This window comes from Rhodococcus sp. HNM0563 (genome assembly GCF_012726195.1).
Taxonomy (GTDB): domain Bacteria; phylum Actinomycetota; class Actinomycetes; order Mycobacteriales; family Mycobacteriaceae; genus Rhodococcus.
In genome coordinates this window covers 672,926-698,069 of the sequence record NZ_JAASAF010000001.1, presented here as the reverse complement: position 1 = coordinate 698,069, position 25,144 = coordinate 672,926, and the positions used below count along the sequence as shown (strand labels likewise).

The 25,144-nt window shown below is 66.9% G+C and carries 27 protein-coding genes; 5 read left to right on the top strand and 22 right to left on the bottom strand.

What is annotated here, in order from left to right:
• Positions 1-55: 55 nt before the first annotated feature.
• The 7 genes from lgt to HCA61_RS03325 form a co-directional block, all read right to left on the bottom strand.
• Positions 56-1,147, bottom strand: a complete 1,092-nt coding sequence (gene lgt / locus HCA61_RS03355) for a prolipoprotein diacylglyceryl transferase (RefSeq protein WP_169686605.1) — start codon at positions 1,145-1,147, stop codon at positions 56-58.
• Positions 1,144-1,947 (bottom strand): tryptophan synthase subunit alpha, encoded by an 804-nt coding sequence (gene trpA, locus HCA61_RS03350; protein ID WP_346777471.1) that lies wholly within the window; start codon positions 1,945-1,947, stop codon positions 1,144-1,146. The genes lgt and trpA overlap by 4 nt, the downstream gene beginning before the upstream one ends.
• On the bottom strand, positions 1,944-3,197 hold the full coding sequence (gene trpB / locus HCA61_RS03345; protein WP_169686864.1) for a tryptophan synthase subunit beta: 1,254 nt from the start codon (positions 3,195-3,197) through the stop codon (positions 1,944-1,946). The genes trpA and trpB overlap by 4 nt, the downstream gene beginning before the upstream one ends.
• Before the next feature lie 138 nt (positions 3,198-3,335).
• Positions 3,336-4,145 (bottom strand): indole-3-glycerol phosphate synthase TrpC, encoded by an 810-nt coding sequence (gene trpC, locus HCA61_RS03340; RefSeq protein WP_169686601.1) that lies wholly within the window; start codon positions 4,143-4,145, stop codon positions 3,336-3,338.
• A 90-nt stretch (positions 4,146-4,235) separates the two neighbouring features.
• Positions 4,236-4,952: a TIGR02234 family membrane protein gene (locus HCA61_RS03335; protein WP_169686598.1), complete on the bottom strand. Its 717-nt coding sequence runs from the start codon at positions 4,950-4,952 to the stop codon at positions 4,236-4,238.
• Positions 4,952-6,535 (bottom strand): anthranilate synthase component I, encoded by a 1,584-nt coding sequence (locus HCA61_RS03330; RefSeq protein ID WP_169686596.1) that lies wholly within the window; start codon positions 6,533-6,535, stop codon positions 4,952-4,954. The genes HCA61_RS03335 and HCA61_RS03330 overlap by 1 nt, the downstream gene beginning before the upstream one ends.
• A 66-nt stretch (positions 6,536-6,601) precedes the next feature.
• Complete coding sequence (locus HCA61_RS03325; RefSeq protein ID WP_169686863.1) at positions 6,602-7,369, bottom strand: class III extradiol ring-cleavage dioxygenase; 768 nt, start codon at positions 7,367-7,369, stop codon at positions 6,602-6,604.
• A 150-nt stretch (positions 7,370-7,519) separates the two neighbouring features.
• Between HCA61_RS03325 and HCA61_RS03320 the strand changes: the two genes are divergently transcribed.
• Together HCA61_RS03320 and HCA61_RS03315 are read left to right on the top strand one after the other, a co-directional pair.
• Positions 7,520-8,005, top strand: a complete 486-nt coding sequence (locus tag HCA61_RS03320; protein ID WP_169686594.1) for a MarR family transcriptional regulator — start codon at positions 7,520-7,522, stop codon at positions 8,003-8,005.
• Between the two features lie 21 nt (positions 8,006-8,026).
• Entirely contained in the window at positions 8,027-8,665 is a 639-nt protein-coding gene (locus HCA61_RS03315; protein WP_169686592.1) for a GNAT family N-acetyltransferase, read from the top strand.
• Between the two features lie 57 nt (positions 8,666-8,722).
• Here HCA61_RS03315 and HCA61_RS03310 read toward each other — a convergent pair whose 3' ends face one another.
• The 7 genes from HCA61_RS03310 to HCA61_RS03280 form a co-directional block, all read right to left on the bottom strand.
• The gene (locus HCA61_RS03310) at positions 8,723-8,953 is read right to left on the bottom strand and encodes a 4-oxalocrotonate tautomerase family protein (RefSeq protein ID WP_308198828.1); all 231 of its coding nucleotides are present in this window, start codon (positions 8,951-8,953) and stop codon (positions 8,723-8,725) included.
• 43 nt (positions 8,954-8,996) lie between these two features.
• Positions 8,997-9,827, bottom strand: a complete 831-nt coding sequence (locus tag HCA61_RS03305) for a glycoside hydrolase family 19 protein (RefSeq protein WP_169686590.1) — start codon at positions 9,825-9,827, stop codon at positions 8,997-8,999.
• A gap of 626 nt (positions 9,828-10,453) precedes the next feature.
• The gene (gene hisI / locus HCA61_RS03300) at positions 10,454-10,795 is read right to left on the bottom strand and encodes a phosphoribosyl-AMP cyclohydrolase (RefSeq protein ID WP_169686588.1); all 342 of its coding nucleotides are present in this window, start codon (positions 10,793-10,795) and stop codon (positions 10,454-10,456) included.
• A complete protein-coding gene (gene hisF / locus HCA61_RS03295) occupies positions 10,792-11,565 on the bottom strand; it encodes an imidazole glycerol phosphate synthase subunit HisF (RefSeq protein ID WP_169686586.1) in 774 nt (257 codons plus the stop codon). Before hisF ends, hisI begins: the two co-directional genes overlap by 4 nt.
• The gene (locus HCA61_RS03290; protein WP_169686584.1) at positions 11,562-12,389 is read right to left on the bottom strand and encodes an inositol monophosphatase; all 828 of its coding nucleotides are present in this window, start codon (positions 12,387-12,389) and stop codon (positions 11,562-11,564) included. Before HCA61_RS03290 ends, hisF begins: the two co-directional genes overlap by 4 nt.
• Positions 12,390-12,394: 5 nt before the next feature.
• Positions 12,395-13,129: a bifunctional 1-(5-phosphoribosyl)-5-((5-phosphoribosylamino)methylideneamino)imidazole-4-carboxamide isomerase/phosphoribosylanthranilate isomerase PriA gene (priA, locus tag HCA61_RS03285; RefSeq protein ID WP_169686582.1), complete on the bottom strand. Its 735-nt coding sequence runs from the start codon at positions 13,127-13,129 to the stop codon at positions 12,395-12,397.
• A gap of 108 nt (positions 13,130-13,237) precedes the next feature.
• Positions 13,238-15,484 carry an ATP-binding cassette domain-containing protein gene (locus HCA61_RS03280; RefSeq protein WP_169686580.1) on the bottom strand — a complete coding sequence of 749 codons (2,247 nt, stop codon included), beginning with the start codon at positions 15,482-15,484 and terminating at the stop codon, positions 13,238-13,240.
• A 61-nt stretch (positions 15,485-15,545) separates the two neighbouring features.
• Between HCA61_RS03280 and HCA61_RS03275 the strand changes: the two genes are divergently transcribed.
• The 3 genes from HCA61_RS03275 to HCA61_RS03265 are packed head-to-tail and all read left to right on the top strand — an operon-like array spanning position 15,546 to position 17,445.
• Positions 15,546-16,577, top strand: a complete 1,032-nt coding sequence (locus HCA61_RS03275) for a WYL domain-containing protein (RefSeq protein ID WP_169686577.1) — start codon at positions 15,546-15,548, stop codon at positions 16,575-16,577.
• On the top strand, positions 16,565-17,011 hold the full coding sequence (locus tag HCA61_RS03270; RefSeq protein ID WP_169686575.1) for a MaoC family dehydratase N-terminal domain-containing protein: 447 nt from the start codon (positions 16,565-16,567) through the stop codon (positions 17,009-17,011). Before HCA61_RS03275 ends, HCA61_RS03270 begins: the two co-directional genes overlap by 13 nt.
• The gene (locus tag HCA61_RS03265) at positions 17,008-17,445 is read left to right on the top strand and encodes a MaoC/PaaZ C-terminal domain-containing protein (protein ID WP_169686573.1); all 438 of its coding nucleotides are present in this window, start codon (positions 17,008-17,010) and stop codon (positions 17,443-17,445) included. Before HCA61_RS03270 ends, HCA61_RS03265 begins: the two co-directional genes overlap by 4 nt.
• Before the next feature lie 19 nt (positions 17,446-17,464).
• Here the strand turns inward: HCA61_RS03265 and helR are convergent, their stop codons facing one another.
• The 8 genes from helR to hisD all read right to left on the bottom strand — a co-directional run bounded on the left by helR (position 17,465) and on the right by hisD (position 25,117).
• Complete coding sequence (gene helR / locus HCA61_RS03260; protein ID WP_169686571.1) at positions 17,465-19,678, bottom strand: RNA polymerase recycling motor ATPase HelR; 2,214 nt, start codon at positions 19,676-19,678, stop codon at positions 17,465-17,467.
• A gap of 162 nt (positions 19,679-19,840) precedes the next feature.
• Entirely contained in the window at positions 19,841-20,092 is a 252-nt protein-coding gene (locus tag HCA61_RS03255; RefSeq protein WP_169686569.1) for a hypothetical protein, read from the bottom strand.
• Positions 20,089-20,724, bottom strand: coding sequence for an imidazole glycerol phosphate synthase subunit HisH (hisH, locus tag HCA61_RS03250; RefSeq protein WP_169686567.1), 636 nt, complete (start codon positions 20,722-20,724; stop codon positions 20,089-20,091). Before hisH ends, HCA61_RS03255 begins: the two co-directional genes overlap by 4 nt.
• Positions 20,725-20,735: 11 nt before the next feature.
• Positions 20,736-21,866 carry an MFS transporter gene (locus HCA61_RS03245; protein WP_169686862.1) on the bottom strand — a complete coding sequence of 377 codons (1,131 nt, stop codon included), beginning with the start codon at positions 21,864-21,866 and terminating at the stop codon, positions 20,736-20,738.
• A gap of 31 nt (positions 21,867-21,897) precedes the next feature.
• Positions 21,898-22,053 carry a hypothetical protein gene (locus HCA61_RS03240; protein WP_169686566.1) on the bottom strand — a complete coding sequence of 52 codons (156 nt, stop codon included), beginning with the start codon at positions 22,051-22,053 and terminating at the stop codon, positions 21,898-21,900.
• Between the two features lie 3 nt (positions 22,054-22,056).
• On the bottom strand, positions 22,057-22,671 hold the full coding sequence (gene hisB / locus HCA61_RS03235) for an imidazoleglycerol-phosphate dehydratase HisB (protein ID WP_169686563.1): 615 nt from the start codon (positions 22,669-22,671) through the stop codon (positions 22,057-22,059).
• Positions 22,668-23,798, bottom strand: coding sequence for a histidinol-phosphate transaminase (locus HCA61_RS03230; RefSeq protein ID WP_169686561.1), 1,131 nt, complete (start codon positions 23,796-23,798; stop codon positions 22,668-22,670). The genes hisB and HCA61_RS03230 overlap by 4 nt, the downstream gene beginning before the upstream one ends.
• Complete coding sequence (gene hisD, locus HCA61_RS03225; RefSeq protein WP_169686559.1) at positions 23,795-25,117, bottom strand: histidinol dehydrogenase; 1,323 nt, start codon at positions 25,115-25,117, stop codon at positions 23,795-23,797. Before hisD ends, HCA61_RS03230 begins: the two co-directional genes overlap by 4 nt.
• Positions 25,118-25,144 lie beyond the last annotated feature (27 nt).

Below are 25,144 nucleotides of genomic sequence, written 5' to 3'. Positions count from 1 at the left end.
GAATCGCGCTCCGACGCGTCGCCGCGCTTGTCCGAGTTACCGGAATCGGGTGTGGTCACTGAGTCTCCCCCTTGCTGGTGCCGGGCGTGCCGTTCCCGACCTTACCGGCGGAATCGGACTTGTCCGGATCCGGTGTCTCGCCCCTCGTGTTCGAGTGCTGCTCACCACGATCGGTCCTCTCGGTATCGGTGTCGTCCTTACCGGCGTCCCCGTCCTTACCGGCTGCTCCTTCCCCGGTCGCCGCGCTGCTCACTGCGGCATCGTCGGACTTCGATGCAGAGGGGTCGAGAGTCTCGGGTGCTTCCCTGCCCTTGCGCGCGAAGATCACGTACGCGACGGCGAGCACGAACACGATGCCGGAGGTGAAGGTGTTGACGCGGATACCGGCGATCTCGGTCGCGGTGTCGGCGCGCATGAGTTCGATCCAGAATCGGCCGGCGCAGTACCCTGCCACGTAGAGCGCGAATAGACGGCCGTGACCGATCGCGAACTTACGATCGACGAGCACCAGCAGAACGACGATCGCCACGTTCCACAACAGTTCGTAGAGAAACGTCGGGTGGACGACGAACGCGACCTCACCGGTCGAGACGCCGTCGATCAGACCCGGTGCGCTCCGGCCGGCGTCGTCGGTGCGCTCGTAGATCTCGAGGCCCCACGGCACCGTGGTCTCGCGGCCGTAGAGTTCCTGGTTGAACCAGTTTCCGAGCCGGCCGATGGCCTGCGCGAGCAGAATCGCGGGCGCGAGGGCGTCACCGAACGCCGGCAACGGGATCCCCCTCCGGCGGCAGCCGATCCAGGCGCCGACCGCGCCGAAGGCCACCGCCCCCCAGATGCCGAGGCCACCCTCCCAGATCTTCAAGGCATCGATGGGATCGGCGCCCTCACCGAAGTACTTCTGCCAGTCGGTCGCGACGTGGTAGAGGCGACCGCCGATAAGACCGAAGGGCACCGCCCACACCGCGATGTCGAGGACCGTGCCGGCCCGGCCTCCGCGGGCGACCCAACGGCGATCGCCCCACCAGATCGCGACGATGATGCCGACGATGATGCAGAGCGCGTAGGCACGGAGGGCCAACGGCCCCACGTACCAGACGCCTTGTGGTGGGCTGGGCAGGTAGGCCAGGACGGTTGCGGTCGAAGTCACGACGCCACGGTAGCGGAGCGCACGCCCTTCGCGAGATTCTGTGTCAGGGCCAGCAGCGCGTCGGGCCCCTGAGCAACAGCGCTGACAAGCGCCGATCCGACGATGACACCGTCTGCATAAGCGGCGATCTCGGCGGCCTGAGCACCGTTGCGGACACCGAGTCCGACACCGACCGGGATGTCGGAGTGCGCACGAACCCGGGCGACGAGTTCGGGTGCACGATTGTCGACGGCGTCGCGCGCACCGGTCACACCCATCGTGGATGTGGCGTAGACGAATCCGCGGCACTGCTCGAGGGTGTTCACCAGGCGCTCGTTCGTCGACGACGGCGCCACGAGGAAGGTGCGCCCGAGTCCGTATTTGTCGGACGCGGCGATCCAGTCGGCGGCCTCGTCCGGGATCAGGTCCGGGGTGATGATGCCGAGTCCGCCAGCGGCCGCGAGGTCGCGGGCGAAGTTCTCGACGCCGTACTTCATCACGAGATTCCAGTAGGTCATGACGACGGCCGCACCGCCGGCCGCGGTGATGGCCTCGACGGCCGTGAACACGTCGCGCACTCGCACGCCGTTCGCGATCGCCTCGAACGCGGCGTCCTGAATGGTGGTGCCGTCCATCACCGGATCGCTGTAGGGGATGCCGACCTCGATGAGGTCGCACCCGCCCTCGACGAGGGTGCCCATGGCCTCGATCGACTTGCCGACCGTGGGGTATCCGACGGGGAGATATCCGACGAGTGCAGCACGCTTCTCGGCGCGGCAGGTCGCGAAGATCTCGCTGAGGCGTTCGTGCGGGGCGCTCACTGCGCTGCTCCTTCGGTGCTGGTGTCGTTGTCGGCCGGGAGGTACCCGAACCATTTGGCCGCGGTGTCGACGTCCTTGTCGCCGCGTCCCGACAGGTTCACGAGGATGATCGCGCCGTCTCCGAGCTCGGGTCCGAGCTTCAGTGCGCCCGCGACGGCGTGTGCGGACTCGATCGCAGGAATGATCCCCTCGGTGCGGCACAGCAGCCCGAAAGCGTTCATCGCTTCCGCGTCGGTGATCGCTCGGTATTCCGCACGACCGCTGTCGTTGAGCCACGAATGCTCGGGCCCGACGCCGGGATAGTCGAGCCCCGCCGAGATCGAGTGCGATTCGATGGTCTGGCCGTCCTCGTCCTGCAACAGGTACGAGTACGCGCCGTGCAGCGCACCGTGGGTACCGCCCCCGATGGTCGCGGCGTGACGGCCGGTCTCGACGCCGTCGCCGCCGGCTTCGAAGCCGACGAGCTTGACCGACGCGTCGTCGATGAAGGGGTGGAAGATTCCGATCGCGTTGGATCCGCCGCCGACGCACGCGACGACAGCGTCGGGCAGACGGCCGGTCAGCTCGCGGACCTGCGCGCGCGCCTCGAGCCCGATGATGCGCTGGAAATCGCGGACCATCGCGGGGAACGGGTGCGGTCCGGCAGCGGTGCCGAAGCAGTAGTAGGTGTTGTCGGCGTTGGTGACCCAGTCGCGCATCGCCTCGTTGATCGCATCCTTGAGGGTGCGCGAGCCGGTCTTCGCGGGAATCACCTCGGCGCCGAGCAGGCGCATACGGGCGACGTTGAGTGCCTGGCGTTCGGTGTCGACCTCACCCATGTACACGCGGCATTCGAGCCCGAGCAGGGCGCACGCGGTGGCAGTCGCGACGCCGTGCTGGCCCGCTCCGGTCTCGGCGATGACGCGGGTCTTGCCCATACGCTTGGCGAGCAACGCCTGACCCAGCACGTTGTTGATCTTGTGCGAGCCGGTGTGGTTGAGGTCTTCGCGCTTGAGCAGGATGCGGGCGCCCCCGGCATGCTCACTCAGGCGAGCGGCTTCGTAGACGGGCGACGGACGCCCGGTGTAATCGCGCTGAAACCGGTCGAGTTCGGTAAGAAAACCCGGATCGGTGCGCTCCTTCTCGAACGCCGCGGTGACCTCCTCGATGACCGCCATGAGCGCCTCGGGAACATAGCGCCCGCCGAATACGCCGAAATGCCCTCCGGAATCGGGTTCATGCGCGGTCGAAGTCGAGACAGCTTCGCTCATGAGGGGAAGTCCGCGCCCCTTGGCGGACAGTGCGGGATCGTCTGCAGTCACCCGACCAGTCTGCCCCACCGCCGGCGTATGTTCACCGCCGGGTTGCGCGGATCCGGCGCCGGTGTGGACCGCGCGCGGAGGCGACGCTCAGCGCGCAGGCTTCGGGCACGACGGGTGCGTACCCACGGTGACGAGCTCCGCAACGGCCTGACGAGGATCGCCGCTGGTGACGAGGCCTTCACCTACGAGCACTGCGTCCGCCCCCGCACCCGCGTACGCGAGCAGGTCCGCCGGTCCCCGAACGCCGGACTCGGCGATCTTGAGGACGTCGGAGGGCAGCCCGGGCGCGATGCGACCGAAGGTGTTCTTGTCGACCTCGAGGGTCTTCAGGTTCCGCGCGTTGATTCCGATGACGCTGGCACCGGCTTCGAGCGCGCGGTCGGCCTCCTCCTCGGTGTGCGCTTCGACGAGGGCGGTCATCCCGAGCGATTCGACGCGCTCGATGAGCGAGTGCAGCACGGTCTGTTCGAGTGCGGCGACAATCAGCAACACGATGTCGGCGCCGTGGGCGCGGGCCTCGTGAATCTGGTACGGGCCAACCACGAAATCCTTGCGCAGCACCGGAATACGCACAGCGCGACGCACCGCGTCGAGATCGGCGAGACTACCGCGGAAGCGACGCTCCTCCGTCAGCACGCTGATCGCGCGTGCACCACCGGCCTCGTACGCCATCGCCAGCTCTGCCGGATCGCCGATATCGGCGAGCGCACCCTTCGACGGGCTCGCACGTTTCACCTCGGCAATTACCGCGATGCCCGGTTCGAGCAACGCTGCCTTGGCGTCGATCGGCGAGGGCGCGGCGGCCGCGGCGGCTTTAACGGAAGCGAAATCGACGGCCGCCTCCCGAGCTGCGACGTCTGCGCGCACTCCTTCGAGAATCGAGTCGAGAACTGTCATCGTGGCTCGAGTCCTTTCGCCCCATGTCAATCCCGATGTGATCAACTTCATCGGAAGTACGGTCCAGCCTAGTCCGTCTCGGGACAGGACTCAGCGGCGGGTCCCCGATTCGCCCGAATCCTCATCGGCGCCGTTATCGGCATCGTCGTCCTCGTCGCCGACAGTCGGATCGTGCCCCGCATCGATGCTGTCCCACAGGGTTCGCTCGGTCAACGGCTCGTCCGCCCCGGCGCCGCGCGCGGCGGCTTCACGGCGTGCGGCCGGAGCGTCGTACTTCGAGGACAGACCGGCCTGAGCGCTCGGGGTGCGCCACAGTGCGACAGCCGCCGCCAGTGCCACGCACGCACCGAGGCCCGCGAGGATTGCGGGCAACGGGAAGATCTCGGTGGCGACCACCGTGGCCCGGTCGGGGAGGTCGGCAACCCGCGCGGCAGCGTCCGGATCCACGCCCGAGCCGAACAACTGCACCACCGGAATCGCGGCCGCCACCGCCACCAGCGCCACTGCGCCCGCCACGATACGAACCGCGCGACCGCGCACCGCGAATGCCGCAGCCACCGCGGCGAGCAATGCCAACGCCAGCGGCGTGGTCGCAGCCGCCCAGGTGCCGCCGTCCAGGTCGGTGACCCGGTCGGCTCCGAGACCGTCGGCCGAGTCCACCTGCACCCAGGTCATACGACTCGACGCCCACAAGGCCGCGGCCGCTACGACGAGGAGTAGCGCTGCCAGCGTGGGTGAACGGCGTCTCACCGGCCGGCCGACGCCTGCGTCGGATGCCGGCTCCGGCTGCGTAGGTTCCCGGTCCATCACTCGACGTCGCCTCCGAACGGGGTCACTGTGGCCGCTGCGGCCACCGCAGCGAGCGCGGACATCGCCTTGTTCCGCGCTTCGGTGTCCTCTGCCCCCGGCACGGAATCGGCAACCACACCGGCGCCGGCTTGCACATAGGCGACCCCGTCCTTGACGAGGGCCGAGCGGATAGCGATGGCGGTGTCGGCATCACCTGCGAAGTCGAGGTATCCGACGATCCCGCCGTAGATGCCGCGGCGGGTCGGTTCGAGTTCTTCGATCAGTTCCATGGCGCGGACCTTGGGCGCACCCGACAGCGTTCCGGCGGGGAAACATGCGGTCACCGCGTCGAGGGCGTCTCGGCCCTCGGCAAGATGTCCCGTCACGGTCGACACGAGATGCATGACATGGCTGTAACGCTCGATGTGCCGGTAGTCGTGCACTTTCACGGTGCCGGGCTCACACACGCGCCCCAGGTCGTTGCGGCCGAGATCGACGAGCATGAGGTGCTCGGCGTTCTCCTTCTCGTCGGCAATGAGGTCCTTCTCGAGAAGGATGTCCTCCTCTTCGTCCTTACCGCGCCAGCGAGTGCCTGCGATGGGATGGGTGGTGGCAACGCCGTCGGTAACGGTCACGAGCGCCTCGGGGCTCGATCCGACGATAGAGAACGCCCTTCGGCCGTCGGCGTCGGGGATGTGCATCAGGAACATATACGGACTCGGGTTCGAGGCACGTAACATTCTGTACACGTCGAACGGCTCTGCTTCACAATCGATTTCGAATCTCTGCGAGAGCACGACTTGAAATGCCTCACCCGCTTCGATATCTCCGATGAGCTTGCGCACGTCGGCACAGAACGACTCGGTGGTGCGCTGACGCCGATAGTCGGGTTCCGGCTTCGAGAAGGTGGCGACGGTCGAGCGCGCGGGTGCCGCCAGGTCGGCGGTCATGCGGTCGAGTCGCGCGAGCGCATCGTCGTAGGCTTCGTCCACACGCTCATCGGAGCCGTCCCAGTTGACCGCGTTCGCAATCAGCCAGATCGTGCCCTCGTGGTGGTCGACCGCCGCGAGATCGGTCGCCAGCAGCATGACCATCTCGGGGATTCGAAGATCGTCGACCGCGAGCGAGGGCAGCTTCTCGAGATGACGGACGATGTCGTAGCCGAGATAACCGACCATGCCGCCAGTGAGCGGCGGCAGGCCGTGCATGCGGTCCGTATGCAGCAACGAGAGGGTCTCCTGGAGCACCTCGATCGGATTCCCACCCGATGGCGCACCACTGGGTACGTGACCGAACCATGCCGCCTGACCGTCGACGACGGTCAGCGCAGCCGGACTCCCCGCGCCGATGAACGACCAGCGAGACCAGGACCGGCCGTTCTCCGCGGACTCGAGCAGGAAGGTGCCGGGCCGGTCGGCCGCGAGCTTCCGATAGGCCGACAGCGGAGTCTCCGCGTCGGCGAGCACCTTGCGGGTCACCGGGACCACGCGATGCTCGGCTGCGAGGGCCCTGAACTGCGCACGGGAGGTCGTCGTATCGGACCGCCCCCCGGCGGACGCGGTCGTGGTGGCTGAGGGAATGGTGGTGGGCTCGCCGGACATGCGCCCATCATCCCAGGCACCGAGCAGAGGGTCTGCGCCGCGGGTGGCTGCGGCGCGTCGACAGGTCTATACGACCTGGAACGAGCGTTTCGCCAGACCGAGCCAGAAACCGTCGATGACCTGGTCCGGCCGCTGACCGGGGTCACTGGACGCGCCGAGGGTCACGAACAGTGGCGCGAAATGCTCGGTGGACGGGTGGGCATACGGCATCCCCGGTGCCCGGCGCTGGAAGTCGAGTAGTGAATCGATGTCTCCGGCGGCAAGACTTTCGGCAGTCCAGTGGTCGAATTCGGCGGACCAGCCCGGCGCGGGCGCCTCCGGACGCATATCCCTCAGGAACGGCAGCCCGTGGGTGGTAAAACCCGACCCGATGATCAAGACCCCCTCGTCGCGCAGGGGCCGTAGCCGCTCCCCCAGTGCCAGCAGCCGTTTCGGATCGAGGCTGGGCAGCGAGATCTGCAGGACGGGGATATCGGCGGCCGGATACATCACGGTGAGGGGGACGTATGCGCCGTGGTCGAGTCCGCGGTGGGGTTGCTGCACCACCGGTTCGTCGTCGGGCATGAGCGCCGCCACCTTGCGGGCCAGTTCGGGTGCGCCCGGTGACTCATAGGTGACTTCGTAGAAGCGGCGCGGGAAACCGCCGAAGTCGTACACCAACGGAGTGCCCGTGGTGGTCGCGCCGATGGTGAGCGGCGCCGATTCCCAGTGTGCGGACACGATCAGGATCGCGGTGGGGCGCGGCAGGTCCGACGACCATTTCTCCAGCTGGGACACCCACAGTTCGCTGTCGACGAGCGGTGGGGCGCCATGACTGACGAACAGGGCGGGCATCGCGTTCACAACATCTCCTTATATTGAAGCTTCAAGCATCATATCGGAGAACACTCCCCTGAACGGATTTCATTCCCCACCGCAGGGCACAGCATTCCGGTTTGGCAGTCTGGACAGATCACGACGACTCGAAAAGAGGCTTGTTCGACCATGAGCAGCGACGAACCCCGGTGGCTCGACAACCGCCAACAGAAAGCCTGGCGTTCGCTCGTGGCAGTGATCACCCGGTTGCCCGCAGCACTGGACACCCAGATGCAGCGCGACGCCGACCTCACCCACTTCGAGTACTTCGTCCTCGCCGTCCTCTCGGAGGCCCCGGACCGTCGCCTGCAACTATCTGCGCTCGCCGAGGAGGCCAACGCGTCGCTGTCCCGGCTCTCCCACGTCGTCACCCGGCTCGCCAAACGCGGCTGGGTCTGCCGTGAAGCGATCCCACACAGCCGAGGGTCGTATGCCGTCCTCACCGACACCGGCTACACCAAGGTCGTCGAGACCGCACCCGCACATGTCGATACGGTCCAACGACTCGTCTTCGACGGTCTCGACGACGAACAGGTGAGCACCCTCGAGACCATCGGAACCGCCCTGCTGACCCAACTCGACAAGGGCATCGCCGAAGGCACCGGCAAGGCCTGAACGTTGCGGTAGCTTGTCCGAATGCGGATTCGGACATTCACCGAGAACGATCGCCCCGACCTACGCACCTTGTTCGCACGCGCGGGACAAGGATCCCCCACCGAATCACTGTGGGGTCACACTGATTCCGAAGCAGCGGTCTATCTCGATCCGTACATGGACCTCGAACCCGCTTCCCTGTTCGTCGCCGAGCACGACGGAGCACTCGTCGGCTACCTCGCCGGGTGCGTCGACACCGCGGCATTCCCGAGCGAGGACACACTCATCACCGACTCCCTCCGTCGACACCGGCCGTTTCGCAGCAGGCAGGCCGTCATGTTCTTCGGGCGCAGCATGCTCGACGCGGCCGCAGCAGCAATCCGCCGGACCCCGACGGCAGGCGAGATCCACGATCCACGGTGGCCTGCGCACCTGCACATCAACGTTGCGCCGGAGGCGCGCGGCACGGGCGCAGCTTCCGGACTGATGGACGCCTGGTTCGATCGCCTACGCTCGGAACAAGTGCCGGGTTGCCACCTCCAGACACTGGTCGAAAATACCAGGGCAGCAAGGTTCTTCGAACGGATGGGATTCGCAGCACACGGCAGCACCCCACCGGTTCCCGGACTTCGCTACGAGGGCGCCCGCGTACACCAACTCACCATGGTCCGATCATTCTGACCACTGGCTGCACTCACCCCAGCGGCGTCCCACAGTCACCCCAGCGGCGTCCCACAGTCACCCCAGCGGCGTCCCGCCGACGCCCCAGTTCTCGCGCGGCACCTCGGTAAGCGTCACCCACACCGACGACTCGCTCTTGCCTGCGGCCTCGGCGTAGGCGCGGGTGACCGCGGCAATCACCTCGGCCTTCTGCTCGCTCGTGAGTCCGGGCGTCTGGCTGATCTGGATAAGAGGCATGGACGCACTGTAATCACAGGGAGGGCGAAGCTGTGACGTCGCATCGGCGATCGCTGCATCGGGTTCGCCGTCGCTCGAACCCTACGCTCGCGTCCTACGGCGCGAGCAGCACGTCGAGGCCCCGCTCGAAGTCGGCGATCCGACGAGTGAGGGCATGGTGACCGCCGTTGACGAGTTCGGATACCCGGACGATCCCCGCCGTGTCCGCAACCTGGTTGAGATCACGCGACGTCCAATACCAGGCTGCACTGGCGAAAGCGTTCTCCGGCGCGGCGAGCAACTCGGGGTTCGCGACGAAGTCCACCCCCGTGTGCCGGCTCAGTTCCTCGTAGTTGTGACGACCGGTGACCTGGATCGCTCCCCTGCCCTTGTATCGCTCACCGTCTCCGGGCTGGGTGTTGCCGAGATCGGCCCTGCCTTCATAGGCACGACCGGACGCATACTCCTCGAACGTCCGGAAGGAGTCGGACTCGACCGCGAGTTGTGCGATGAACGCCGCCTGGCGGACCGGCGTGTCGATACCGTTGCGTGTCATCGCCTCGTTCAACGGAGCGATGTACTGGTCGATCCTCTCGGCTGGAATCTGCGGCACGATCATCCTCAGATCGTCGGTGGTGACAGCCGGTGGTGCGGGAGCAGGAGCCTCTGACGGGGCAGCCTCCGACGCGTCGGCGGAGGCATCCGAGGCCTCGGCCGGAATCGGAGCCGAAGGGTCGTCGGCGACAGCCCACCCGCTCTCGGCAAGAGTGGCGAGTTCCAGCACCTCGAGCAGGTTGCTCGACGCGTCGTACCGGGTGGGCGCCGGAGCCACCGGAGTGGCCTGGGCATCGGCCGCGCCGAAACCGAGAACGGCAGAGGTTGCCGTACCGATCAACGCCACGGCTGCGATCGCGACACGGACGTGCCGCGAGCATGTAAGGGACATGGGTCGTGCTCCAAAATTCGACCGAGTTCGGTTCGGCCTCCGGAAATGGGGGGCCGCGCACGTTCACCGAAGGAAGTCGTCCATCCCGGAGGGTCACAATTCGGCGGCCTTGAGGTCACAACCAGGTAACGCTGCAGGTAGTAAGACCTTCAAGCGATCGTGCCCGAGCCAACTCCGCCGCCATGAACATGCTCCATGCCACACTCGAAGCACATCATTCACATCAGCGACATTCGATGCGCCGCCCGGATGCCGCACCTCGCAGCACCCAGGTACGCCCGCTCCGGACGCATGCCCTAGCGGCCGACGCGAATCATCGATTGCACCGCAAGGCAATTCAGCCACAGACCGAAGGGTGTCAACGACTGCGCGGCATTCGCCGACCGACAGCGATGCTGGCACGCACCGGTCCGGACCACCACATCGGATCCGGATCCCGCATGGACATCCGGGGGCCCCGATCAACACCGCTTTGTGTTACATCACACAGATCAAATGCACTCGTCGATGACACGTCATCACAGGGCGATGACAAGGTTTCACCCGCGAACGGCGCAATGACGAACGTGCCCGACCCCGCATCGCGGGCGGTCGGGCACATTCGTCGATTAACTACGCTTCTCGGGTTAGAGCAGGACGTCGGTGTCGAAACACGTGTGCGTACCGGTATGGCATGCCGCACCGACCTGGTCGACGACGAGCAACACGGTGTCACCATCACAATCGAGCCGGACCTCGTGCACGTATTGGGTGTGTCCCGAGGTCTCACCCTTGACCCAATACTGATTGCGGGATCTCGAGAAATATGTGGCCTTGCGTGTGGCGAGCGTGCGCGCGAGCGCCTCGTCGTCCATCCACGCCATCATCAGGACCGCCCCGGTGGATTTCTCCTGCACGACCGCCGCGAACAACCCGGCCTCGTTACGCTTGAGCCTGGCCGCAATCTCCGGGTTCAGGATAGTGCTCATCGGACCACAATTCCTTCCGCGCGCATCGCATCCTTGACCTGCCCGATCGTGAGTTCACGGAAGTGGAACACGCTCGCCGCGAGCACCGCGTCAGCGCCCGCCTGTACGGCCGGCGCGAAGTGCTCTACCGCACCGGCGCCGCCCGATGCGATGACGGGGACGCGCACCGCCGCACGCACGGACTCGATGATCTTCAGATCGAAGCCGGTCTTGGTTCCATCGGCGTCCATCGAGTTGAGCAGGATCTCCCCCACCCCCAGTTCTTCACCGCGCCGAGCCCACTCCACCGCATCGATACCGGTGCCGCGGCGGCCACCGTGGGTGGTGACCTCCCAGCCCGACGGGGTGGGTTCCTGACCGTCCGGAACAGTGCGGGCGTCGACGGACAGCACGATGCACTGGGAGCCGAACCTCTCGGACATCTCGCGCAGCACTTCCGGCCGCGCGATCGCCGCAGTATTCACCGAGACCTTGTCGGCACCCGCCCGCAACAGTCGGTCGACGTCGTCGACCGTGCGGACTCCGCCGCCGACCGTGAGCGGAATGAATACCTGCTCGGCGGTACGGGTGACGACATCGAGCATCGTGCCGCGATCACCGCTCGAGGCGGTGACATCGAGGAAGGTCAGTTCGTCGGCGCCCTGGGCGTCGTAGAGGGCGGCAAGTTCGACGGGGTCGCCGGCATCGCGCAGATTCTCGAAGTTGACTCCCTTGACGACCCGTCCGGCGTCGACATCGAGGCAGGGGATCACTCGCACGGCGAGCGTCATTGGGATTCTCCTTCTGAACGAGACTCCGTCCTCACGGATCTCAGAATGTCCGATATTTCGTCGTGAATTCCGGGAGCTGCGGCCAGTACCGATCCGCTCCCGATGCGCCAGGGCCTGCCCTCGAAGTCGGTGGCGATCCCGCCTGCCGCACGGACCAGCGCCACCCCGGCCGCGTTGTCCCACGGGTGGTGACCGAACACGACCGCTCCGCCGAGCGCCCCCGACGCCGTGTAGGCGAGATCGATACCTGTCGAGCCGTGCATCCGCAGCCGCGCGACCCGGCGACTCAGTTCGGTGATGACGGACAGCCGGGTGCGTCCGGGAACACGACCGCGACTGTCGACGTCGAAGCTGCCGACAGCGATCATGTGGTCCTCGAGCCGCTGAGGTTCGAGACGCTTTCGGGGCTCACCGTTGAACAGCAGCGGACCGTCGACCACCGCGGAGAACCTGTGGCCGATCAGCGGCATCCATGTCAAGCCCAGCACCGGTTCGCCGTCCTCGACGAGCGACAGCAGGATTCCCGCGGTGGGGAGTCCCGCCGAATAATTGACGGTGCCGTCGATGGGATCGAGTAGCCACACTGTCCCGCTGCTCGCCGATGGCCCCCCGAACTCCTCGCCGTGCACAGCGATACCTGTGCGCTCGGCGAGCTCACCGCTGATGCGGCGTTCGAGTTCGAGATCGAGGTCGGTCGCGAAGTCGTTGCGCCCCTTGTCCACCGACCGCGGTGCTCCATGGCCGGCGACGAACCGCCCGGACACACCGTCGAGCACCTCGCTCGCAACAGCGAGGAGGCGTTCGCGGTCTGGGTTCGCGGCCATCGACGTCAGCGCGAAACCGCGTCGAGTGCTTCGGGAAGAGTGAACCGGCCGGCGTAGAGCGCTTTGCCGATGATCGCGCCTTCGATTCCTTCGTCGACGAGCGTGGCGATCGCACGCAGATCGTCGACGGTCGAGACGCCGCCGGACGCCACGACGGGAGCGTCGGTGGCGTTGCACACCGAGCCGAGCAGGTCGAGGTTGGGGCCGCTGAGGGTGCCGTCCTTGGTCACGTCCGTGACGACGTATCGGGAACACCCCTCGCTGTTGAGCCGCTCGAGTGTCTCCCAGAGGTCGCCGCCGTCGGACACCCAGCCGCGCCCGCGAAGACGCCATTCGCCGTCGATGAGTTTGACGTCCAGGCCGACGGCGATGCGGTCGCCGTGCTCACCGATGACGCGTGCGCACCACTCGGGATTCTCGATGGCGGCGGTGCCGAGGTTCACCCGCGCGCAGCCGGTCGCAAGGGCCGCTGCGAGGGTCGCGTCGTCGCGGATACCACCGGAGAGTTCGACCTTCACATCGAGTTCCCCGACGACCTGCGCGATCAGTTCACGGTTGTCGCCGCGGCCGAACGCCGCGTCGAGGTCGACCATGTGCACCCATTCGGCACCGGCGTTCTGCCATTCGAAGGCGGCGTCGCGCGGAGAACCGTAGCCGGTTTCGCTGCCCGCCTCTCCCTGGACGAGGCGAACTGCTTCACCGTTGGCTACGTCGACTGCAGGCAAAAGGACCAGGCTCACCGGGCCTACAGTAGTGCCTGCCTCCTCGAACCTCGAAAGCGACTCGGCGGGATCGAGCCACCGGAGACCGCCACCGGTCCGGCGTCACCGACGCGGGCGCGCCGGGGCTCATTCGAGGGCCTCCGCCAGTGCACGACACGTGGGCGTGTCGTATCCGGTGTAGTCGGCCACGTGTCCCTCGAACAGGACGGTCCCGCCGTGTCGGCCGGGCCCGGGGCCGAGGTCGATCAGCCAGTCGGCGCGGCGGATGACGTCGAGGTTGTGCTCGACGACCACCACATCGTTCCCGGCCTCGACGAGGGTGTCGAGAACGTGCAGCAAGGCGTCGATGTCGCTCATGTGCAGCCCGGTGGTCGGTTCGTCGAGGACATAGGTGGTGGTCTGTTCCACCTGCCGCAGTTCCTTGGCGATCTTGACTCGTTGGCATTCGCCTCCCGAGAGCGTGCTCAACGACTGCCCCAGACGCAGATAGCCCAGGCCGACCGCCGCGAGCTGTTCCAGCGCGCGAGCGATGCCCTTGTCGGGCAAGCGGGCGACGGCCTGCGCGACGGTCAGATCGTCCACGTCCGCGATGGACAGCCCGTCGACGGTGTGCGCGAGGACCTCGGGCGTGAATCGACGTCCGTGGCACGTCTCGCACACGACTTCCTGTCCCTCCATGAACGCGAGATCGGTGTAGATGACGCCGGTGCCCATGCAATCCGGGCACCCGCCGTCGGAATTGGCACTGAACAGAGTCGAGGGCACGTCGTTGCGGCGCGCGAACAGTCTCCGGATTGAGGGTGCGATGCCGGTGTAGGTGATCGGGGTAGAGCGCCGGTTTGTGCTCACGGGCTTCTGGTCGATCACGATTGCCTCGTGTTGGTCGACGAGTTCCGTAGCCAGACTGGACTTCCCGGATCCCGCAACGCCGGTGAGCACGGTCATCACGCCTCTGGGGATCTGCACGGTGAGATGCTGCAGATTGTTTCGTCGTGCGTCGGCGACGGTGAGGTAGCCGGCCGCGGGCCGTGGCGCACGCTCGGGCAGTGCTCGTCGACGCAGGGCACGCCCGGTCGGAGTATCGGCGCGGCGCAGGTCGTCGAATGTCCCTTGGAACACGAGTCGGCCGCCGGCCGCGCCGGCGCCCGGTCCGATCTCGATCACCTCGTCCGCCCGGGCCATCACCGCGGGATCGTGTTCGACGACCAGCACGCTGTTACCACTGCTGCAGAGGTGTTCGAGCAATTCGACCATCGACTCGACATCGCTCGGGTGCAGCCCCACTGTCGGTTCGTCGACCACGTAGGTCATCTCGGTCAGGCTCGATCCGAGATGTCGGACCGTCTTGATGCGCTGGGATTCGCCGCCGGACAGGCTTGTGGTCGGGCGGGCAAGTGTCAGGTACCCGAGTCCGATCTTCACCATGGCGTCGAGCCGTTCCGTCAGCGCGACGACGACCGGCGCGACATGGGCTGAATCGATGGTGCGGACGAGGTCGAGAAGTTCGGCAATCTCGAGACGGGACATCTCGCCTGGGGTACGACCGAGCACGACCGCGGTGCGGGCGGCTTTGTTCAGCCGGTCGCCGTCGCACTCGGGACAGGTCTGCGATCTCGTGAAGCGGCGGATTGTGTCCTGCTTGCGTTCGGACAGATTGTCGGAGGTGTGCAGGTAGATGCGTTCGAATCGCGGTACGACGCCCTCGTACTCTTTCGGCGTCCTGCGGCCCAGTTTCGCCGCGGCCTCACCGCCGTACAAGAGTGCGTCGCGTTCGGCCTCGCTCCACTGCCGCAGCGGGGTATGGGCGTCGAATGTTCCGATGTCGGCGTACAACGAGTACCAGTACCCGCCGTCGCCGAAACCCGGGAGCACGATGGCGCCGTCGGCGAGCGACTTATCGAGGTCGAGAAAGCGTTCGACCGCACTGGCGACGACTTCCCCGAGGCCCGAGCAGGTGGGGCACATTCCCGCGGGGTCGTTGAACGAGAAGCGATTCGATTCGCCTACGTGCGGTGTCCCGATGCGCGAGTACAGCAATCGCAGGTAGGTCCACGTGTCGGTGATGGTGCCGACGGTCGAGCGGGCGTTTCCGCCGATCCTGCGCTGATCGATGACGATCACCGGGGTCAGACCTGCGATGTGTTCGGCGGCGGGCCGGCTCCATTTCGGCAGTCGGTTCCTGGTGAACGGCGGGAACGTCTCGCCCAGCTGGTACCCCGCCTCGGCGGCGATCGTGTCGAACACCAGTGACGATTTACCCGAGCCGGACACCCCGACGACGACGACCAGCCGGTGGCGCGGGATGTCGAGGTCGAGGTCGGCCAGGTTGTTGGTGTGTGCCCTGCGAACAGTGATGTGTCGCGTAGCTGTCATGCCTCGACGGTACGACCGAATGCGGCCGCATCCTGACCGCATTTTCGGGAAGAATCGGCACATGGCCGACGTGACGGAACGGATGCTCGCGCTGCTGTCTCTCCTGCAGACCGGTCGCTCGATCGGTGGCAACGAACTCGCACGCCGGCTCGAAGTCAGTCCGCGGACGCTGCGCCGCGACGTCGACCGCCTGCGCGGGTACGGGTACCCGGTCGAGACGCAGCCCGGTCCCGGCGGTTTCTACCGACTCGCCGCCGGGCGAACGATGCCACCGCTCGTTCTCGACGACGACGAGGCCGTCGCCACGCTGCTGGCACTCGCCTCACTCGCCTCGGTGGGGCTCGCGGACGGCGGCAGCGACGATGCGGCGACCGACGGCATCGACGATGCGGCGTCCCGCGCGTACGGAAAACTCGACCAGTTCCTTCCCACTCGACTCCGACCGCTGCTCACCGCGATCCGTGCCGGACTGGAGACCAGTCCCCAGCAGGCACCGACGGTGACCGCACAGCACCTGAGCACCATCGCCGAGGCCATCGCGCATCGGGAGACGATCACCTTCCGCTATATCGACGCAGCGAGGAACACCACCGAGCGACGCGTCGACCCGTACCGCCAGATCCACCACCTCCTGCGCTGGTACCTATTGGCCTGGGACACCCGCCGCAAGGACTGGCGCGTCTTCCGGGTCGACCGCCTGCACGAACCGGTCCGTACCGGCCACCGCTACCCGATACGGGATCTTCCGGCCGACTCGGCGTCGGAATACCTTCGCCATAACCTCCGCCGAGGCAAGGAAGCGGTGGATCTGCTGGTCGACGCGCCGGTCGAGCACGTCGCCGACACACTGAAGTTCCAGGAAGCCCGGATCCGCTCCGTGAACGACGACTGCACCGCTGTCGGCCTCGATGTGGACTCGTGGCAGTGGCTCGTCCACATCCTCGCCTTCGTCGATGCCGACTTCAGGATCGATGGCAGCGAGGCTCTTCTCCGCTCGTGCCGGCTGTTCGCGCAGCGACTGTCTGCCGCAACGGACGATTCCCGCACCGACCCGGCCTTGCCGCCCGATAAGCTCGGCGGATGGCACCACTGAACCCTGATCTCGCAGGTCGGGTATTCCCACCGACGAACTATCTCGTCGGCCGCGAGAAGATCCGTGAATTCGCCCGCGCTGTGCGCTCGACGAACCCGCTCCATCACGACGTCGAGGCATCCCGCGCAGCCGGGTTCTCCGATGTGGTCGCACCACCGACTTTCAGCACCGTGGTGCTGGGTCCGGCCGTGACCCAGCTGATGGAGTCCCCCGGCACCGGCATCGAGCTGCACCGGGTCGTCCACGGTTCGGAGAAGATCGAATACCGTCGGCCCATCGTCGCCGGCGACGACCTGTCGACCACGTTGACCATCGTCGACGTGTCCGAGCGCGCGGGTAATTCCTTCCTCTCGACGATCTGCGAAGTCTGCGACGAGACCGGTGCACTGGTCGCAACGGTGACCTCGAGTTTCCTGCATCGAGGTGACGTATGAGCCTGCCCACCCGCCGCGCGTTCGGCGATCTCGAGGTCGGTGCCGTCGTCGCCAAGGCCGAACCGAGGATCACCCGCGACGACCTGGTGCGCTACGCGGGCGCATCGGTCGATTTGAATCCGATCCACTACAACGACGTCACAGCAGCCGAGGTCGGACTTCCCGGGGTGCTCGCGCACGGGATGCTCACTGCGGCCTTGGCGCTGCAGACGGTGGTGGACTGGATCGGCGATCCCACCGCGGTGATCTCGTACGAGACCCGGTTCACGCGGCCCGTGGTCGTCGATCCGGTCGACGGCGCCACACTGTCGATTTCCGCCAAGGTCGCCCGACTCGACCCTGGCGAACACACGGCGCGGATCGACATCACAGTGAGCTACGAGGGTCGCACCGTCCTCGGAAAGACGCAGGCCCAGATCCGGTTCTCGTCCTGACCGGAGTGTCGGTCCTCGTTCACCGCGTGAGCGGGGTCCTGTCCGTGAGACCGGACAGGACCTCCGGCAACGGTGCGCGGTGCAGCACCCCGAGCCGCTGGGTGGCACGAGTCAGTGAGACATACAGATCCGCTGCTCCGCACGGTGATTCGGCAAGGATCCGTTCGGGTTCGACGATGAGGACCGCGTCGAATTCGAGGCCCTTGGTCTCCGAGGGCAGGACCGAGCCGGGGACGTCCGACGGTCCGATCACGACGCTCGTTCCTTCTTCGAGGGCTTCGACACGCACGAATTCCTCTACGGCGCTGTCTAGTTCGTCGCTACTCACCAGCCTGGACCAGGGTGCCACCCCCGCCTCGCGGACCGACTCCGGCGGTGCGATGCCAGGCGCGAAGTCGGCGAGCACGCCGGCGGCAACGGTCATGATTTCGGCGGGTGTCCGGTAGTTCACGGTCAACGATCGGTACATCCACCGTCCTGGAACGTACGGCTCGAGCATCTCGCTCCACGACGTCGCCCCCGCGGCCGATCGACGCTGAGCGAGATCACCGACGATCGTGAAGGATCGCCCCGGACAGCGACGCATCAGCACTCTCCAGTCCATCTGGGACAGTTCCTGAGCTTCGTCGACGACGACGTGTCGGTAGGTCCATTCCCGATCCGCTGCCGCGCGTTCGGCGAGGTCGCGGGTGTCACGCGCGGTGAAGCGCCCCGCCAGATCGGAGCCGTAGAGCAGGTCCTGCGCGAACAGGTGGTCTTCGTCGTCCATGTGGTCTTCACGGTTCACCAGGACGTCGAGCACTCCCGCTGCGTAGTCGGCCTCGGCCGCGAGTTCGCGTTCCGCGGTGTCATCGACGGGGCCGGTGCGTCCGAGGAGGTCGACGAGTTCGTCGAGTAGCGGCACGTCGGAGACCGTCCACGCGTGGCCGTCGGCGCGCCACAGCGCCCGATCGGCACCGGCTGCGCGCAGCCGTGCCTCCGACGTGTAGAGCTGCGCCAACAACTCCTCCGGCGTGACGATCGGCCAGAGTTCGTCCAACGCGGCCGTAAACCGTTCGTGCTCTTCGAGTTCGACGCTCAGATCCGAGCGCATGTCCTCCCATGCCTGCTTGTCGGACCGATCCAGCCATCCGCGGCCGATCCGTGCGATGGCCCGTTCGGTGAGCACCCACGTGACGATGTCCGCGAAAACCGCGCGGGCCTCGTTGTGCGGCAGGCCGCTCGCCCGCGCTTCGTCGATCGCCCATTGCGCGGTCTCGGCGTCGATCCGCACTGTGACATCGGTCAACTCGATCATGATCGGGTCGTGCGGTTGCCGCTGCCGGTCGGCGATCGCTGCTGCCAGCAGGTCGAGAATTGTCGACGATCCCTTGAGCCGCGCCACGTCCGGCGCGTCCTCTGCGGTGACATGCAGTCCGGGAACCAGGTCTCCCGTGGTCGTGAACACCACGTCGGTCTCACCGAGCGACGGCAGCACGTGCCCGATGTGCCGCAGGAACTGCGGGTTGGGTCCGACGACGAGCACGCCGTGGCGTTCCATCCGTTCGCGCTGGGTGTAGAGCAGGTAGGCCACACGATGCAGCGCCACCACCGTCTTGCCGGTGCCGGGCCCTCCCTCGATGACGAGTACGCCCGGGTGGTCGAGTCGGATGATCGCGTCCTGTTCGGCCTGGATCGTCGCCACGATGTCGCGCATTCCGTCGCCGCGCGGCGCGGTCACCGCGGCAAGCAGCGCCGAGTCCCCGGTGTCGTCGTCCGACGGACGCCCGAGCGATTCATCGGTGAAGTCGACGATCTCCCGTCCACGGGTGTGGAACTGGCGGCGTCGACGCATGCCCTCGGGATTCGCCGCGGTTGCCACATAGAACGGTCGTGCAGCCGGCGCCCGCCAGTCGAGCAGCAACGACTCGTAGTCGTTCGCCTCGTCGAGGAGCCCGATCCTGCCGATGTACGAGCGCTCGCCTGACGCTGCGTCCAACCGGCCGAAGCACAGTCCGGCGTCTGCCACGTCCAATCGTGCGATCGCCCGGGCCTGCGAGCGTACCTCGACGTCGCGCTCCATCGGTGAGTACCCACTGTCACGCAGCGCCGCCTCGTATCGTGCCGATGCGTCGGCCCGTTCCGAATCCAGCTGTGCGTGGAGCCGTGCCACGTACCGCCGTTCGGAGTTCAGCTCCTTTTCGTGCCTCTCCTGCTGTTCGCGTCGAGTCGTGTGTATGTCGTCGAACGTCATGACGATATTTCCCCTCTCCCGGCCGGGAACAACCGTGACGTGCACGGATACGGCCAGGAGGATGATTCTGGGGTACACCGGGGGTCTTGCCGCAAGCCCCCGGGTGAGATATATGTTGAAGAGGGAAGGACGTAGCAGTGGGAATTTGCCCAGTGCAACGTCCTATTTCTTTTCCGGACCGAACGCTTTCCGCGTCATCCGCTTCGACACGATCCCCATGGCCGTGATCGCGCCGATCACCCCGACGAGCGCCACGATCAGACCGATCACCGGTTCCGGCTTCAGCACCACGATGACAAGGGTGGCGACGAGCAGCACCGCCGCGGCCGCGCCGAGCGCCGACATCGCGAGTTTTCCGATCGACAGATCGCCGGTCGGCTCGTCGGGCTGCTTCCCCTCGCCAGGTGTACTCACAAGGAGGTCACCCAATTCCGCAGCAGCACGGCACCGGCGTCACCGGACTTCTCCGGGTGGAACTGCGTCGCCGAGAGTGGACCGTTCTCGACTGCGGCGAGGAATCGGCTGCCGTGCTCGGCCCAGGTAAGGCGCGGCGGGGCGAGACGCTCGGGTTCGGGCAGTTCCCAGGTCTGCGCCGCGTAGGTGTGGACGAAGTAGAAACGCGTGTCGGCGTCCATTCCGGCGAACAGGACGGAGTCCTTCGCCGCCTCGACGGTGTTCCAACCCATGTGGGGCAGCACGGGGGCGTCGAGACGCTCGACGGTCCCGGGCCATTCACCGCACCCCTCGGTCTCGATGCCGTGTTCGACGCCCTTCTCGAACAGGATCTGCATGCCGACGCAGATGCCGAGTACCGGGCGTCCCCCTGCGAGGCGGGTACCGATGATCTTCTCGCCGCCGACGCTGCGCAGGCCGCGCATGCAGGCGTCGAATGCGCCGACGCCCGGGACGACGAGACCGTCCGCGGCGAGCGCGATCTTGGGGTCGGAGGTGACCTCGACGTGCGCGCCGGTGCGGGCAAGTGCCCGTGTCGCGGAGTGGAGATTTCCCGAGCCGTAGTCGAGGACGGCCACCGTGGTTGCGCTCATGGTTGTCGATTCTATGTGGAGGGACGGGGACGTTCGGACGGGCCGGCGAGCCTCGCGAGCAATGGAAGTGTGGGGACCAGCAGGGCCGCGACGACGAAGGCCGCCGGGTAGCCGGATGCGGCGGCCACTGCTCCGAGTGCGAAGGATCCGGCTCCGGTGCCCGCATCGAAGCCGATGTTCCATGCGGCACTCGCGGATCCGATGTGCTCGGAGCCGGCGCGTCGGAACGCGACGAGCAGTGCCTCGTTCTGCACGATGCCGAAGCCGAGCCCGAAGCACACCGAGGCTCCGATCAGGGCGCCCGTGCCTGTTCGACCGTCGGCGACGAGAGCGAACGGCACCATTGCGACCGCGGCGAGGCCGAGGCCGACGGGCAGCATCCTGCCCGCGCCGAACCGGTCGGCGAGGGCACCCGCCCCGAACCGTCCGACGAGCGTGGACGCACTGAGCACGGCCAGTGCGGTCGGGACTGGCAGATCGGCGACAGCGATCCGCAGCAGTGATGTCAGACCGCCGTAGGCGATGGCTCCCGATCCGACCGCCACCATGGGGAACAGCAGCACCCGCAGCGGGATGCGGCCGCTCGGCGTGGCAGCGCGCTTGGGTGTCTGCGGCAGCCGGAATGCCGCAACGAGAGCAGCCGAAGTGGCGATCGCGCCGAGAACGAACACCGGCGTGGTGGAGAAGCGTTCGGCGATCGCCAGCCCGGCGGGCAGGCCGATCATCTGCGACGCAGCGATCCCGACACCGAGCGCCCCCGTCGCCCGGCCGAGCAGGCGTGGAGGTGCGAGTTCGCCCACGAGTGCGGATGCGGCGACGGTGATCATGCCGAATCCGATCCCGCGCACCGCGGAGATCCCGAGGACGGCGGCCGGAGCCACCGACAGGAGAAACAGCAACGACGGCGGACCGAGCAGCAGGCAGCCGGCGATGAGCGTGGCACGGTGACCGTACGTCCGCATCAGCCGCGGCATGGCGATCTGAGTGAGAACCGTGGTGAGCATGAACACCGCTGTCACGGATCCCGCGAGTGTGTCGGATCCCCCCGCTTCGGCGATGGCCCAGGGCACGACGGGCAGCAGCAGGGAGAATCCGCCGAACGCTGCGGCAGCCAGTATCCACGCGGCAGGGAGCCCGCGCACGCGAAGCAGTGCCGGACGGTCCTGCGTCACGTCAGGTCAACCTGAGCACACCCGCGATCACGGCCAGCACCGTGATCGCAAGGAGAACTCCGGCGAACAGGAGATTCCGGGATTTCCACATCGACCACGTGCCGCCGGCCGTGATCCCTGCGGCGAGGAAACAGGCGTAGGTGAGGAGAACGTCCATCGATTACAGGCTGCCCTTGGTCGACGGCACACCGCTCACGCGCGGATCCGGTTCGACGGCCTCGCGCAGTGCGCGCGCGACGGCCTTGAACTCGGCCTCGGTGATGTGATGCGGATCGCGGCCGTAGAGGACGCGCACGTGGAGCGCGATGCGCGCGTGGAATGCGAAGGACTCGAACACGTGCCGGTTGATGACGGTCGAGTAGGGCACACCCGGGTATCCACCGATCACCGAGTGGGCCATGTAGTCGGGTTCGCCGGTGAACACGCAGTAGGGGCGTCCGGAGACGTCGACGGACGCATGCGCAAGGGTTTCGTCCATCGGAATGAAGCAGTCGCCGAATCGGCGTATTCCACGCTTGTCGCCGAGAGCCTGGTTGAACGCCTGTCCGAGGACGATCGCCGTGTCCTCGACGGTGTGGTGCGCCTCGATCTCGATGTCGCCCTTGGCGTGCACGGTCAGGTCGAACGAGCCGTGCTGACCGAGTGCGGTGAGCATGTGGTCGTAGAACGGAATACCCGTTGCGATGTCGGTGCGTCCACTTCCGTCGAGGTTCACCTCGACGATGATGCTCGATTCTCTCGTGGTGCGTTCGACCTTGGCGATGCGGTCCGTCATCGGTGTGCCTCGATTTCCGTTGCGGCGAGTAACTCACTGACCCGCAGAAGTTCGTCGTTCTCGTGTGCGAGTCCGATTGTGGTGCGCAGATAGCCCGGGATTCCGACGTCCCTGATCAGGACGCCGTGGTCGAGGTATCGCTGCCAGGTGGCGGCGGCGTCTGCGAAGCGCCCGAACAGGATGAAGTTGGAGTCCGACGGGATCACGTCGTATCCGACCCGGGTGAGTTCGGCGGCGACGCGATCACGTTGCGCGGCCAGTTCGGCAACCGATCCGAGGGTGGCGTCGGCGTGGCGCAGTGCTGCCCGTGCGGCAGCCTGTGTGATCACCGACAGGTGGTACGGCAGGCGCACGAGCAGCAACGCATCGATCACCGCCGGGGCCGCGGCGAGGTAGCCGAGTCGACCACCGGCGAATGCAAAGGCCTTGCTCATGGTTCGCGAGACGATGATCTTCGCCGGGTACTCGTCGATCAGCGCCAGCGCACTCGGCACGGCGGAGAACTCGGCGTATGCCTCGTCGACGATCACGATCCCCGGGGCAGCGTCGAGGATCGTGCGCAGCTCGTCGAGCGGGATGCTGTGTCCCGTCGGATTGTTGGGGCTCGTGACGAACACGACGTCGGGTCGCCGGTCGCGGATCGCGGTGACGGAGGCCTCGATGTCGAGGGTGAGATCGTCGCGCCGGTAGGTGGGCAGCCATTCGGTCTGTGTTCCGTCGGCAATGATGGGGTGCATCGAATACGAGGGCACGAATCCCATTGCGCTGCGGCCGGGTCCGCCGAAAGCCTGCAGGATCTGCTGCAGCACCTCGTTGGATCCGTTTGCTGCCCAGACATTCTCGATCCCTACCGCGATACCGGTCTGCCGAGTGAGGTACGCAGCGAGATCGGTGCGCAGGGCGACGGCGTCGCGGTCGGGGTAGCGGTGCAGTTGTGTCGCGGCCTCACGAACCGACTCTGCGACGTCGTCGACGAGAGCCTTCGTCGGCGGGTGCGGGTTCTCGTTCGTGTTGAGCTGAACGGGCACCGTCAGCTGGGGGGCACCATACGGCGATTTGCCGCGCAGGTTCTCGCGCAGTGGCAGGTCGTCGAGTGTGACGGAATCACCCGGTACCACCGCGCTCACTTCAGTGCCTCGAAGCGCAGTCGCACGGCCTCGCCGTGTGCAGGCAGGTCCTCTGCGTTCGCAAGAGTGATCACGTGGCCGGACACGTCTTTCAGAGCCGCTTCGTCGTACTCGACGACGTGGATTCCCCGCAGGAACGTCTGCACGCTCAGCCCGGATTGGTGCCGCGCGCAGCCGGCGGTGGGCAGTACGTGATTCGAGCCGGCGCAGTAGTCGCCCAGCGAGACCGGGGCCCACGGGCCGACGAAGATCGCTCCGGCCGCCCGGACCTGCGCGGCGACGCCGGCTGCGTCCTCCGTCTGGATTTCGAGGTGTTCGGCCGCATAGGCGTTGACCACGCTCAGGCCCTGCGCGATGTCGTCGACCAGCACGATGCCGGACTGGCTTCCGGACAGTGCGGTGGCCACACGCTCGCGGTGCTTGGTGAGTTCGAGCTGCGCAGCGAGCGCAGCGTCTACGGCGTCGGCAAGTGCGGGGCTCGTGGTCACCAGCACGGATGCCGCCATGACGTCGTGCTCGGCCTGGCTGATCATGTCGGCTGCGACGTGCACGGCGTCCGCGGTGTGGTCGGCGAGGATCGCGATCTCGGTGGGACCCGCCTCGGCATCGATACCGACCACCGATCGGCACAGTCGCTTGGCGGCGGTGACGTAGATGTTGCCGGGGCCGGTGATCATGTCGACGGGGGCGAGTTCGGCGCCGTCGGTGTCGGTGCCGCCGTAGGACAGCAATGCGATGCCCTGGCCGCCGCCCACCGCCCAGACCTCGTCGACGCCGAGCAGTGCGGCCGCCGCGAGGATGGTCGGGTGGGGCAGGCCGCCGAAGTTCTTCTGCGGCGGCGACGCGATCACGAGCGATTCGACGCCCGCGGCCTGCGCGGGGACGACGTTCATGACGACGGAAGACGGGTACACAGCGTTTCCGCCGGGTACGTACAGTCCGACCCGGTCGACCGGCACCCAGCGTTCGGTGACGGTGCCGCCGGGCACCACCTCGGTGACGGTGTCGGCGCGTCGCTGGTCGGCGTGCACCTTACGGGTGCGTTCGATGGCAACCTCGAGGGCCGCACGTACCGCGGGATCGATCTCGGCGAGGGCGCCTTCCAGTTCGGCGGCAGGCACGCGAACGCTGTCGGGTCGTACGCCGTCGAACTTCTCGCAGTAGTCGAGCGCGGCCTCGGCACCGCGGTCGCGGATATCGTCGACAACGGGACGAACGTGATGCAGCACCGCGTCCACATCCACTCCGCCGCGGGGCAGTGCGCCCCTCAGCTCCGCAGTGGTGGGAGTACGACCGCGCAGGTCGGTGCGGGCAAGCATGAGGTGTCCTCTCTCGCTGATCAGGGA

Coding starts and splice junctions, on each gene's coding strand:
- trpB (WP_169686864.1), bottom strand. CDS start 3,197: ATGAGCGAAGCTGTCTCGACTTCGACCGCGCATGAACCCGATTCCGGA.
- trpC (WP_169686601.1), bottom strand. CDS start 4,145: ATGACAGTTCTCGACTCGATTCTCGAAGGAGTGCGCGCAGACGTCGCA.
- HCA61_RS03335 (WP_169686598.1), bottom strand. CDS start 4,952: ATGGACCGGGAACCTACGCAGCCGGAGCCGGCATCCGACGCAGGCGTC.
- HCA61_RS03330 (WP_169686596.1), bottom strand. CDS start 6,535: ATGTCCGGCGAGCCCACCACCATTCCCTCAGCCACCACGACCGCGTCC.
- HCA61_RS03325 (WP_169686863.1), bottom strand. CDS start 7,369: ATGCCCGCCCTGTTCGTCAGTCATGGCGCCCCACCGCTCGTCGACAGC.
- HCA61_RS03320 (WP_169686594.1), top strand. CDS start 7,520: ATGAGCAGCGACGAACCCCGGTGGCTCGACAACCGCCAACAGAAAGCC.
- HCA61_RS03315 (WP_169686592.1), top strand. CDS start 8,027: ATGCGGATTCGGACATTCACCGAGAACGATCGCCCCGACCTACGCACC.
- HCA61_RS03305 (WP_169686590.1), bottom strand. CDS start 9,827: ATGTCCCTTACATGCTCGCGGCACGTCCGTGTCGCGATCGCAGCCGTG.
- hisI (WP_169686588.1), bottom strand. CDS start 10,795: ATGAGCACTATCCTGAACCCGGAGATTGCGGCCAGGCTCAAGCGTAAC.
- hisF (WP_169686586.1), bottom strand. CDS start 11,565: ATGACGCTCGCCGTGCGAGTGATCCCCTGCCTCGATGTCGACGCCGGA.
- HCA61_RS03290 (WP_169686584.1), bottom strand. CDS start 12,389: ATGGCCGCGAACCCAGACCGCGAACGCCTCCTCGCTGTTGCGAGCGAG.
- HCA61_RS03280 (WP_169686580.1), bottom strand. CDS start 15,484: ATGACAGCTACGCGACACATCACTGTTCGCAGGGCACACACCAACAAC.
- HCA61_RS03275 (WP_169686577.1), top strand. CDS start 15,546: ATGGCCGACGTGACGGAACGGATGCTCGCGCTGCTGTCTCTCCTGCAG.
- HCA61_RS03270 (WP_169686575.1), top strand. CDS start 16,565: ATGGCACCACTGAACCCTGATCTCGCAGGTCGGGTATTCCCACCGACG.
- HCA61_RS03265 (WP_169686573.1), top strand. CDS start 17,008: ATGAGCCTGCCCACCCGCCGCGCGTTCGGCGATCTCGAGGTCGGTGCC.
- helR (WP_169686571.1), bottom strand. CDS start 19,678: ATGACGTTCGACGACATACACACGACTCGACGCGAACAGCAGGAGAGG.
- hisH (WP_169686567.1), bottom strand. CDS start 20,724: ATGAGCGCAACCACGGTGGCCGTCCTCGACTACGGCTCGGGAAATCTC.
- HCA61_RS03240 (WP_169686566.1), bottom strand. CDS start 22,053: ATGGACGTTCTCCTCACCTACGCCTGTTTCCTCGCCGCAGGGATCACG.
- hisB (WP_169686563.1), bottom strand. CDS start 22,671: ATGACGGACCGCATCGCCAAGGTCGAACGCACCACGAGAGAATCGAGC.
- hisD (WP_169686559.1), bottom strand. CDS start 25,117: ATGCTTGCCCGCACCGACCTGCGCGGTCGTACTCCCACCACTGCGGAG.